This is a genomic window from Flavobacterium dankookense (assembly GCF_004362665.1).
GTDB lineage: Bacteria > Bacteroidota > Bacteroidia > Flavobacteriales > Flavobacteriaceae > Flavobacterium > Flavobacterium dankookense.
This window is the reverse complement of the sequence record NZ_SNXR01000002.1, coordinates 45,433-58,109: the sequence shown is the minus strand read 5'-3', so window position 1 is coordinate 58,109 and position 12,677 is coordinate 45,433. Positions and strand designations below refer to the sequence as shown.

At 32.2% G+C, this 12,677-nt stretch carries 8 protein-coding genes and 1 tRNA gene; 6 read left to right on the top strand and 3 right to left on the bottom strand.

Annotated features, from left to right (window positions below; translation table 11 throughout):
* The first annotated feature begins 2 nt into the window (after window positions 1–2).
* From fmt to BC748_RS00715, 3 genes are all read left to right on the top strand, one after another.
* On the top strand, window positions 3–950 hold the full coding sequence (fmt, locus tag BC748_RS00725; RefSeq protein ID WP_133531547.1) for a methionyl-tRNA formyltransferase: 948 nt from the start codon (window positions 3–5) through the stop codon (window positions 948–950).
* 176 nt (window positions 951–1,126) lie between these two features.
* Window positions 1,127–1,399 (top strand): HU family DNA-binding protein, encoded by a 273-nt coding sequence (locus tag BC748_RS00720; protein WP_133531546.1) that lies wholly within the window; start codon window positions 1,127–1,129, stop codon window positions 1,397–1,399.
* Between the two features lie 118 nt (window positions 1,400–1,517).
* Window positions 1,518–2,078, top strand: coding sequence for a YqgE/AlgH family protein (locus tag BC748_RS00715; RefSeq protein WP_133531545.1), 561 nt, complete (start codon window positions 1,518–1,520; stop codon window positions 2,076–2,078).
* Here BC748_RS00715 and BC748_RS00710 read toward each other — a convergent pair.
* Complete coding sequence (locus BC748_RS00710) at window positions 2,075–2,911, bottom strand: aminotransferase class IV (protein WP_133531544.1); 837 nt, start codon at window positions 2,909–2,911, stop codon at window positions 2,075–2,077. The genes BC748_RS00715 and BC748_RS00710 overlap by 4 nt on opposite strands.
* 58 nt (window positions 2,912–2,969) lie before the next feature.
* Complete coding sequence (locus tag BC748_RS00705; RefSeq protein WP_133531543.1) at window positions 2,970–3,362, bottom strand: START-like domain-containing protein; 393 nt, start codon at window positions 3,360–3,362, stop codon at window positions 2,970–2,972.
* Window positions 3,363–3,505: 143 nt separating this feature from the next.
* Between BC748_RS00705 and BC748_RS00700 the strand changes: the two genes are divergently transcribed.
* The 3 genes from BC748_RS00700 to BC748_RS00695 all read left to right on the top strand — a co-directional run bounded on the left by BC748_RS00700 (window position 3,506) and on the right by BC748_RS00695 (window position 11,138).
* Window positions 3,506–3,579: transfer RNA gene (locus BC748_RS00700), tRNA-Met, on the top strand.
* A 268-nt stretch (window positions 3,580–3,847) separates the two neighbouring features.
* Window positions 3,848–3,970, top strand: a complete 123-nt coding sequence (locus BC748_RS14325; RefSeq protein ID WP_281275060.1) for a hypothetical protein — start codon at window positions 3,848–3,850, stop codon at window positions 3,968–3,970.
* The gene (locus tag BC748_RS00695) at window positions 3,951–11,138 is read left to right on the top strand and encodes a choice-of-anchor D domain-containing protein (protein ID WP_133531542.1); all 7,188 of its coding nucleotides are present in this window, start codon (window positions 3,951–3,953) and stop codon (window positions 11,136–11,138) included. Before BC748_RS14325 ends, BC748_RS00695 begins: the two co-directional genes overlap by 20 nt.
* A gap of 62 nt (window positions 11,139–11,200) precedes the next feature.
* Here BC748_RS00695 and hisS read toward each other — a convergent pair whose 3' ends face one another.
* A complete protein-coding gene (gene hisS, locus BC748_RS00690; RefSeq protein ID WP_133531541.1) occupies window positions 11,201–12,559 on the bottom strand; it encodes a histidine--tRNA ligase in 1,359 nt (452 codons plus the stop codon).
* Window positions 12,560–12,677: the final 118 nt, after the last annotated feature.

Here is a 12,677-nt window from a genome sequence, read left to right as displayed (position 1 = left end):
ATATGGAAAAGTTACGAATTGTTTTTATGGGAACACCCGACTTTGCTGTTGGTATTCTAGATACAATTGTAAAAAACAATTATGAAATTGTTGGTGTCATTACCGCTGCAGACAAACCTGCTGGACGTGGACAAAAAGTAAAATACTCTGCTGTTAAAGAATATGCTTTAGCAAATAACTTGCATTTATTACAACCAACAAATTTAAAAGACGAACAATTTTTAGCCGAATTAAAAGAACTAAACGCCAATCTTCAAGTAGTGGTTGCCTTTAGAATGCTACCAGAAGTAGTATGGCGAATGCCAAAAATTGGCACATTTAATCTTCACGCTTCTTTATTACCAAATTATCGAGGCGCAGCACCAATCAATTGGGCAATTATCAATGGAGAAACCAAAACTGGTGTTACAACCTTCTTCATTGATGATAAAATCGATACAGGCGCGATGATTTTATCCAATGAAATAAAAATTTCAGAAAATGAAACCGCAGGAGAATTGCACGATAAACTGATGCATTTAGGGAGTAAAACCGTTATTGAAACATTGAAACTAATAGAAAAAGGTAATGTAAAAACAACTATCCAAACAGAAACTGCAGAAATAAAAACAGCTTATAAATTAAATAAAGAAAACTGTAAAATCGATTGGACAAAAAGTGGAAAAGAAATTCATAACCTCATCCGTGGACTTTCTCCTTATCCATGTGCGTGGTGTTTTTTTGAAGATAATAACGAAGAATGGAATGTAAAAATCTTTGATGCTGCATTTATCAAAGAAAAGCATGATAAAAAAAGTGGCACGTTAATTACGACCAAAAAAGAAATTATGGTTGCGATAGAAGATGGTTTTATTAAAATTTTAAGTTTACAATTTCCAGGAAAGAAAAAAATGTTAGCATCAGATGTCTTAAATGGAAGTAGTTTTTCTGAAACAGCACTAGTAAAATAAGGCTTTGAATAGATTTTTACATAAAAAAATCGACGAACAACCACGGTTTATCAACAAAAGAATTAAGTTATCAACAAAAACCTCAAAAAAAACTCAAATCGCTTGCGTGATATGCTATTCCTACTAAATTTGTTATCTATAACATAATGTTTAACCAACAATTAATAACTATTATTATGAACAAATCAGAATTAATCGATGCAATTGCAGCTGATGCTGGTATCACGAAAGCTGCTGCAAAATTAGCTTTAGAATCATTTTTAGGAAATGTAAGCGGAACTTTGAAAAAAGGAGGAAGAATTTCTTTAGTAGGTTTTGGATCATGGTCAGTATCAAAAAGAGCTGCAAGAGATGGAAGAAATCCACAAACAGGTAAAACTATCAAGATTGCTGCTAAAAATGTAGTAAAATTCAAAGCTGGTGCTGAATTAGACGGAGCAGTTAACTAATAAATAGTTCTACTTTAAAATATTAAAACCACATCGTAAGATGTGGTTTTTTATTTTTTACAACAAAAATTTAGGAATTTTAAATAGTTTTTATTAGTTTTAATAAAATTTAATGAAAATGATTTCAGAAAAATTAAAAAAAGGATGCCTTTTGATTGCTGAGCCATCAATAATTGGTGACTTGTCATTTAATCGTTCTGTAATATTATTAGCCGATCACAACGATGAAGGTTCTGTTGGCTTTATAATCAACAAACCGCTAAAATATAAAATCAAAGATTTACTTCCAGATATAGACTCCAACTTCAAAATTTATAACGGTGGACCAGTTGAACAAGATAATCTTTATTTTATTCATACAATCCCAGATTTAATTCCGAATAGTATAGAAATTTCAAACGGTATTTTTTGGGGTGGTGATTTTGAAACTACCAAAACATTAATCAACAACGGCGTTATTAAGAAAAAAAACATTCGCTTTTTTCTTGGTTATTCAGGCTGGGATCAAAGACAACTTGAAGATGAAATGCAAGCCAACTCATGGATTTTACTCAAGAATGCTTATGGCAATAAAATTTTAGGAAAAGCTGGAAATGATTTTTGGAAAGAAAAAATCATTGAACTAGGTGGCGAATATCTTATTTGGTCTAATGCACCAGAAAATCCAATCTTGAATTAATTAAAAATTGTCTCGTTTATTTTATCCAATAGCTTTTGTGATAAATCACTTTTGTATTCTTTTTTGCGATATTTCGATATTGGTTGAATTCCAATTATAACATTAGTGATGAATAATTCGTCTGCTTTTTGTAAATCAAATGGTGAAATCGTACTTTCTTCTAATTGAATATCGGGAAATTGGTTAATTAATTTTAGAACTTGCTTTCTCATTATCCCATTCAAACAACCATCTGATATAGGTGGTGTGATTAGTTTATTTCCCATTAACATAAATAAATTTCCAGAGATAGCTTCTACAACATTTTTATCATCATTAAGCAGTATACAAGAATCTAAATCATTTTCCTTTGCGAATATACTAGCTGTAACATTTAGAATTTTACTCGTAGTTTTGAGAGTTGAAAGCAATTGTTTGCTAATATAACTATCTTTAAAAAGATCAACTTCATAGTTTGAAGTACTAATTTTATATTCTTTAGAAGTTAATTCACTTCCTTCAATTATATATGAAACCGAATTTTCCTTAGGTAAATATAAACCTCCATCATTTCTAAAAACAGTAACTCTAACACGAGCAGAAACGCTGATAGCAAGTGTTTCAGTTAACAATAAAATTTGACTTTCAAAAAATTCCATCGTGAAGTTAATTGGAATTTTCATCCTAACAATTCGCATCGAAGCCATTAATCTAAAATAATGATCTTCAAGAAAAAGTATTTTTCCGTCAACTACTTTAATAGTCTCAAAAATTCCATCTCCGTATAGAAAAGAACGATTAGAGGTTGTTATTTGATTAGTAACTTGTTGCAGAATTCCGTTAAAATTTATCATAAAAAAAACCAACTCGATGATAGAACGAGTTGGGACAAATATACTTTATTAATAAGAATTAATTAGAACCTATAACATGTTTCAAATCAGAAATTTGATTTTCCCACAATAATTTTGACTCAGCGAGTTCGTCTTCAAAAGCAAAATCAATTACCATTAACGAAACATCTTTTGTTATCTCATCTTCAAGAATTCTTAATTCAAAATAAAACTCTGTGTCTTTTTTGTCTTCGTCAATCCATTTAAATTTTACTTTTTCACCTGATTTTTTTGAAGCAAGTCGCGCATTTTCCTCACTGTCATTCCAAATAAAAGTGAAAAACTCACCTCTTGAATTTACGTTATCCGCAAACCATTCCTGAAGTCCAGAAGGTGTAGAAATATATTGATATAATAATTGAGGTGATGAATTTATTGGAAACTCTAGCTCGTATCTAATTTTGCTTTCCATAATGCAGAAATTTTTTCGAAATATATAGAATATAATATCAAAAAAAAAACGTTTTTAAAAAATAAAAAAAATAGTTGATATTAGTTTGCAACCAAGTATAATAATTTTATATTTGCACCCGCATTCAGGGAATGCCCATTAATGGCGAGGTAGCTCAGTCGGTTAGAGCGCAGGATTCATAACCCTGAGGTCGGGAGTTCAAATCTCCCTCTCGCTACTACAAACCCTACTATTTATATAGTAGGGTTTTTTTATGCTTAAAAAAATTCAAATCTAATGATAATTAGATATAGATTTCTTCTTCATACATCTTTCACTTTTGGCTTAATTAATAATTTATTATGTAATAAATCCTCAATTGTATTTATTACGTAAATCACCTGACACAATTTAAAATGTGAGTTGAAAATTACTTTAAAAGCATAAAACAAAATGATTACAAATAAATAATTTGTAAGTTATTACTTTTTTATATAGTACAAAATATGTATTTCATCGATTATTTTATGCTTTTTATCGATAATTTAATTTTCTCCTATACTTTTGGATTGTCAAAATTAAATACAAGAATAACTAAACCCAAAGGTTATGAAAAAAGCATTACTTAAATTAGAAAAAAACAGGTTTATATTTTTACTCCTATTGTTCTCGATGTTGAGTTTTTCTCAAACAACAATAGAAAGTCAAGGATTTGAAAGCGCAACAGCCGACAATCTAAGTTACACCGTTTCTTCTGCGACAAATGTTACTACATCCACAACAACTGCTATGAGTGGAACAAGATCGCTTAGATTCGCTAATGGTGATAGAAATGTAGTTTTTGAAAATGTTGATATTTCAGGTTACACAAGTGTACAGGTTTCTATTGCATTTGCAGCAACAGGAGTTGATGATAGTGAAGATTTATTTATTGATTTTTCATATGACAATGGAGGAAGTTATCCAACAACTGTTAAACTTGTTGACGGAAACACTGGTAGTGGTGGACAAAATTTAGCATTTGGAACTGGTGATGCAACTCCAGGTCAATCATCAAATCCATATACATTCAATGTTCCTGCAGGTAACAATAGCATAAGAGTTAGAGTAAGATCTTTTGGGCTTGACTCTGGAGAGTTTTATTATATTGATAATGTTATTATTCGTGGTATTGGTTCTCCAGAAATAAATTTACAAGGAAATGGAAATAACATTGCCTCTGGAAGCACAACTATTTCATCAACAATAAATACCGATTTTGGTAGCACAGATATAAACTCAGGATCTGTAAATAGAACTTACACAGTACAAAATATTGGTACTGCAGATTTAACCATAAGTTCAGTGTATACTAACAGTGGAGATTTTTCAGCATCAATTTCATCAGGAACGATTGTACCTGGTGGAACTGCTACATTAACAGTAACATTCAATCCTACAAATGCTGGAACCAGAACAGGAATTGCCTATTTGTCAAATAGTGATAGTGACGAACCTACTTATGGCTTTGCCGTTGAAGGAATTGGTACTGAACAAGAAATAAACATTCAAGGTGGAAGTCCTGCAACTGATATCCCAAATGGTTCAACTTTAATTTCAAACAGTATTAATACTGATTTTGGAACTTCTGCTGGAACTAGAACATACACAATCCAAAATTTAGGAACAAGTAATTTAACTTTATCATCAGCTTGGTCATCGCTTACTGATTACACTATTAGTTACAGTCCAAGTACAGTAACCCCTGGAGGAACAGCAACGCTTACAGTAGTTTTTAATCCAACTGGAACGGGAACAAGAACTGCAACTATCTCATTATCTAATAATGATGCAGATGAAGGAACATATTCATTCAATGTAAGTGCAATGGTTACAGCACAAGAAATTAATGTAGAAGGAAATGGAATTACTATTTTAACAGGATCTACTGCCTATTCAACGGCTGATAATACTGATTTTGGTAGTATTGTATATGGCTCAGGAAGTATTGTAAAAACATTTACTATTCAAAATACTGGTGGTTTTCCACTATCAATTTGGTCTGTTTATGATAATTCAGGAGAATTTTCAGTTAGTTCATCAGCATCAACAATTCCAGCAGGTGGAACAGCAACATTAACAGTTACTTTTAGTCCAACATCTACTGGACCAAAAAATGCGATAATATCAATATCAAATAATGACTCAAATGAAGGAACTTATTCATTTAATGTTACAGCTAATAGTTTCACTGCAAGCCCTGAAATCAATATTCAATCAAATGGAAATGATATATTGGATGGAAGTACTACTTATGCAACTACTAACAATACTGAATATGGAACTACTTATATTGGAGTTACTGTTTCTAAAACTTTTACCATTCAAAACATTGGAACATCAAATCTAAATATCAGTTCATATTCTATAACTGGTACTAATCCTGCTGAGTTTACCATCACAACACCTCCAAGTGCAACTATTACTCCAGGATCATCAACAAATATGGTTATAAGATATAATGCTACAACTGTTGGTGCGAATATGAATGCTACAATAAACGTTATCAGCAACGATAGTAATGAAGCTACCTATAATTTTAATATTAGAGGAACAACTTTAAATCCAGAAATTGATCTTGAAGGTAATTCTACTTCAATAACAAACAACGATACTACCCCAACAACAATTGATTGGACAGACTTTGGCGATACCGATATAGCAAGTGGAACAGTTTCTAGAGTTTTTACTATTAGAAATAATGGAACAACTCCTTTAACAATTACTAATCCGACTATATCAGGAACTCATGCTGGAGATTTTACGGTAACAGTTAACCCAACTTCAACTTCAATTAACGCAGGAAATAATAGAACTTTTACAGTTGTATTCAATCCATCGGCTATCGGTGTAAGAAATGCAACAATTACTATAACGAATAATGATGCCGATGAAAACCCATATGTATTCAACATTAGCGGGAATGGTACAAGTGCTGAAATAAATGTTACAGGAAACTCAAATAACATTGTTGATGGAGGTACAACAACTTCAACAACAAATGCTACTGATTTTGGATCAACTGACTTAAATTTAGGAACAGTAGCTGTTACTTATACTATTAATAACACTGGAACAACTCCTCTTATAATTTCAAATCCTGTTATTAATGGTACAAATGCAAGTGATTTTACTGTTACAGCAAATCCAACAGTTTTAAGTATTGCGGCAGGAAGTAGTACAACTTTTACAGTAACTTTCAATCCAAGTGCAACAGGAACTAGAGTTGCGTTTATAACATTCAACACAAATGACAGTGATGAAAACCCTTTTAATTATACCATTTCAGGAACAGGAACAGATAGAGAGATAGATGTACAAGGAAATAGTGTGACAATTGTTAATGGTGATAATACTCCTAGCGTAACAGATTGGACAGACTTTGGACAAACTGACATCAATGTTGGGACAGTAGCCAGAACTTTTAGAATTCTAAACACAGCAACAACTGGGTTAACAATATCAAATCCAACAATTTCTGGAGTAAATGCAAGTGATTTTACTGTTACAGCTAATCCAGCTTCAACTGGAATAATAGGTGGCGATTTTAGAACATTTACGATTACTTTCAATCCAACAACAACAGGAACTAAAACAGCAATAGTTACTATAAATAACAATGATTTTAATGAAAACCCATACACTTTTACTATTCAAGGTTATGGTGCAAATGTAGAAATAAATGTTACCGGACTAGGAGAAACAATTGTAAACGGCGACACAACACCTTCATCAACAGATGGTACGGCATTTGGTAACATCTTGTTACCATCAGGAACTTCTTCAAGAACATTTGTAATTCAAAACTCAGGAACAACACCTTTAAATATTTCAAACCCTGTAATTTCAGGAATAAATGCTGCTGATTTTACAGTAACATCAAATCCTTCTGTTCTTTCAATTCCAGCTGGAGGAAATACATCATTTACGGTCTTATTTTCGACTACATCTAATGGTCAACGAAATGCTATCATTACAGTGAACAATGATGATGCCAATGAAAATCCTTATGTTTTTTTCATCAATGGTTTTGGTGATATTGACACTGATGGTGATGGAATAACAAATAATGTCGACACTGATGATGACAATGATGGTATAACTGATGTTATTGAATGTAGTACTTGTTTAAGTGACCCATTTCAAAATGGAAGTTTCGAAAACCCAACTATTGCTGCAGGTAGTTTTGCAATCCTACCTACATCTAGTGTTACAGGATGGCAAACAAGTGCAGAAAATTTTATTGAAATATGGAGTTCAGGTTTTAATGGAGTTCCAGCAGCAGCAGGAAATCAATTTGCTGAACTAAATGCTAATATTCCTGGTATTTTATATCAAACATTTTGTTTAAACGGAGCTGGCGGAACTATAAACTGGTCAATAAAACACAGAGGTCGTGGTGGTGTAGATCAAGCTTTTGTTAAATTTGGTTCAAGTTTAACAAATGCAATTGCATCAACACCAATTGCAACAATGGTAGATGGAACATCAGCATGGGGAACTTATTCAGGAGTATATACAATTCCTGTTGGTCAAACTCAAATTGTAATGACATTCCAAGCAGGTTATACTGGTTCAGGAAGTGCTTCTGTTGGAAATTTTATTGATGATGTTCAAATTGTAATTAATCAAAATTGTGTTGATACTGACGGTGATGGCGTAACTGATGTAACTGATGTAGATGACGAAAATGATGGAATTCCAGATATTGAAGAAGCTGGATTTAAAGCATATAGCAACAAAAAATCAACAATGGACATGTCAAGCCCTGCTACTTGGATGGATGCTAATGGAAATGGAATGAACGATTACATTGATAGTATGATTTCAGCAGGAACATATGTAATGATAAATACAGATGGAGATTTCAGACCTGATTATTTAGACCTAGATAGTGATAATGATACTTTATTTGATGTTGATGAAGCAAATCTATTGAATGGTGATGGAGATATCAATGGTGATGGAACAGGAGATTTATTAGACACTGATAGAGATGGTTTATTAGATTTATACGATAACTCAACTGCTTTTGGAACTATCAATAGAGATTACACCCAAGACACTGATAATGATGGAATAGCAAATTATAGAGAATTAGACTCTGATAACAACGGAACTTTTGACATTACTACATCACTATACGCAAGTTATGACACAAACAATGATGGAAAAATAGATGGTGTAAGTGATAATGACAGAGATGGAATAATGGATGCTTTTGATACCAATAATACTATAAAAGGCTCACCAAGAAATTTAGACAGAAAATTGTTTCTAGAATTTGATGGACGTAATGATTATGGTGAAGCTACAGGTGTTCTTAGTGGATTAGCGAATGCTTCATTAATGTCATGGATTGATTTGGCTCCAGGATACAATGCTGTTGGAGTAGTTGTTGGGCAAGGTAATTTCTTGATTAGAGTTAGTGGTGGAAGACAACTTCAAGCTATTTTAAATGGAACTACACTTACTTATGCAACTCCACTAAGTACATCAAGATGGTATCATGTTGCAGCAATCTATAATGGCAGTACTTTAAAACTTTATTTAAACGGAAGTGAAGTAGCGACTACAAACATAAGTGGTTCTTTAAATGCTGACACTAATCCTTTAACTATTGGAAAACAACCATCATCGGCTATAAGATACTTTAAAGGAAAAATTGATGAAGTAAGAATATTTAATGTTGCACTATCTCCAACTCAACTTCAAAGAATGGTTTATCAAGAAATTCAAAATAATAGTTCTCAAGTTAGAGGTGCTATCGTCCCTAGAGATATTGAAGCATTGCCTTTTGCAAATTTATTGAGATATTATAGAATGGATGCATACAAAGACGATATAGTTGATGATTTAACAACTCCTGCAATTGATGTTGCTTCAGGTATGAAAATTTACAATAATAAAGTAATTAACTATCAACAAGCTCCGATGCCTTTCGTAACAAGAGCAACTGGAACATTGGCAACAGCTGTTAATGATACAACTAACGATGTACGTGGAATGGACGTTATTGACTATGATTATTCAATAATAAGAGTTCAACATGACATAACAGAAACAGCAAATCATACTAATATGGGAATGTTTGTTGACAATGGTGTAACAGTTAGTATGACTAATGATAATAAATTGCAAAATGATTGGTACTTAAAATTAGATGGAAAAATAGACTTAGTTGGAAAATCTCAATTAATACAATCAACAAACAGTGAGCTTGATGTAACAAGTATGGGTTCTATTGAAAGAGACCAACAAGGACAATCTAATCGTTTTAACTATAACTATTGGTCTTCACCTGTTAGTTCTATAAACAATTCAACAATCAATCATGGTTATACTGTGGCTGGAGTTATGAAAGATGGAACAAACCCAAATAGCATTCAAAACTTAAATTGGACTTCTGGCACTAATAGTTCTGCAACAAGCCCAATCACTTTGAGCAGCTATTGGATTTACAAATTCCAAAACGTAGGAAACAATTATTACAACTGGTCATCAGTTGGTCAAAATGGCACTTTATTAGCTGGACAAGGTTTCACACTAAAAGGTAGTAATGCAAGTACTCCTGATCAAAATTATACTTTTGTTGGAAAACCAAACAACGGAACTATAACAACACCTGTTGGAGCAAATAACCTAATGTTAGCAGGAAATCCATATCCATCTGCTATTGACGCTGACAAATTCATTAATGATAATTTATCAACAATAACAGGAACATTATATTTCTGGGAACATTATGCAACAAATACCTCTCATAATACTATTCAGTATCAAGGTGGTTATGCAACAAGAAATCTTACTGGAAGTACTGCACCTTCTGCTCCTGCAATAGTGAGTGGTTTAGGTTCAAGCACTAAAGAACCTGGAAGATTTATCCCTGTAGGACAAGGTTTCTTTGTAGCTGGTAACACAACTGGTGGAACATTAACTTTCCAAAATGACCAACGTCTTTTTATAAAAGAAAGCAATGTTCAATCTAATACATTGTTCAGAGAAAATAATATGATGAACTCTGCAAACCCTCTTTTTGATAATACTGAAGATACGTTTGCAGATGAGCAATACATGAAGATAAAATTAGGTTTCAAATCAAGCAATAATTATTATAGACAAGTATTAATTGGATTTATGAACGATAAAGCAACTAGTGAAATCGATCCAGGATACGATGCTGCTCATTTAGATGACAAACCTAACGATATGTATTTCATGCAAAATAGTGCCAAATTAAATATTCTTGGTGATGGTTACTTTAACATAAACAACATTTATCCTCTAGGTGTAAAAGTTGCTGCTGCAGGAAATACAACAATTGGAATTGACAAAAAAGAAAACGTTGAAGAAAATGTTGAAATTTACATCCATGACAATGTTACAAATACATACAATAGTATTAAAGAAAATCCATTTGTAATTTCATTACCAGCTGGAACATATGAAAATAGATTCTCATTACGTTTTGTTGACACAAGCAGTCTTGCAGTTGGTGATGTTGATTTACAAAAAGGTATTTCTGTAACCAATTCTCAAGCGAACAGCACTATCAACATCAAAAATCAATTGATGGAAACAACAATAAAATCGGTAATACTATTCAATATGTTAGGACAACAAATCACTTCTTGGGATGTTGAAAACATTGACCAAGCAAGTATTGAATTACCAACAAACACTATCAGTACAGGTGCTTACATCGTAAAAGTAAATACTGAAAATGGTAGTATCAGTAAGAAAATTTTAATTAAGTAGTTTTTTAAATAAATTTTGACACCCCAAATCTAAAAACTCCACTATTGCTAGTGGAGTTTTTTTTATTGTATCTTCTTTATCAAATCGTCAAGTGTGACTTCAACTTGTTCTCCTGAAATGATATTTCGTAATGTGAACAAATTATTATTTATTCCTTTAACAATAAAAGGAATATTTCGCCTTTGTGCATGTTTAAATTGCTTTTCATCTTTAGCTGCATCTGGATACATTTCTGCTTTGATATTGTTATTTCTCAAAGTTGTAATAGCTTTCATTGCTTCAAAAGCTTGGCTTTCGCCAAAATTCAAAAACAAAACTTTGGTAGAACTTGTAACCGTTTCTGGAAATAAATCTAACTCCTCCAAAACTAAATAAATTCTATCCAATCCAAATGAAATTCCAACGCCACTCATGTTCTTCAACCCGAAAATGCCCGTCAAATCATCATATCGTCCGCCACCACCAATTGAACCCATTGAAACTCCTGCTGGTGCAGCAACTTCAAAAATAGCTCCAGTATAATAATTCAAACCACGAGCCAATGTAACGTCTAAATCCAAAATAGCTTTCTTCAATCCTAGTTTAATAACGTTGTCACAAATAAATCGCAATTCTTCAATTCCTTTTTTCCCTTCTTCTGATGACGAAAGCAACTCCGATAATTTTTCTAATTTTTCGTTGATACTTCCAGTGAAATTAAATAATGGTTGCACTTTTTCTATAGCCGTTTCCAAGATTCCTTTTTCGACCATTTCTTTTTTTACGCCTTCCTCACCTATTTTGTCCAATTTATCTAAAGCAACTGTAAAATCAATTAATTTATCAGAAGCGCCAATAACTTCGGCAATTCCAGTTAAAATTTTTCTGTTATTGATTTTAATCGTAACACCATTCAAACCTAAATCAGAAAAAACACTGTCATAAAGTTGGACCAACTCTACTTCTTGCCACAGCGATGTGGAACCAACAACATCAGCATCACATTGATAAAACTCTCTAAAACGACCTTTTTGTGGTCTATCAGCACGCCAAACGGGTTGAATTTGATAGCGTTTAAATGGAAACTCAATTTCATTTTGATGTTGTACAACATAGCGCGCAAAAGGAACAGTTAAGTCGTAGCGAAGTGCTTTTTCTGAGATTTTAGATGTTAGCTTTTTTAATTTTTTTTCAACTAATTCTTCTTCAGAAACTTTTTCCAAAAAATCTCCACTATTCAATATCTTAAAAATCAAACGATCACCTTCTTCACCATATTTTCCCATCAAAGTTTCGGAATTTTCAAAACTTGGTGTTTCAATAGGTTGATAACCAAAATTCTCAAAATGATTTCGCATTATAGAAACGATATAATTTCGTTTGGAAACCTCAACGGGTGAAAAATCTCTTGTGCCTTTTGGAATACTTGGTTTTTGTGCCATTTTTTTAAATTAAAAATTGAGGATTAAAAATTAAGGATTACGTTTAAATAACTAACTATTTCAAATTCGTAATTTTTAATTCGTAATTATTTTGCAAATATCTTATTTTTTAAAACTA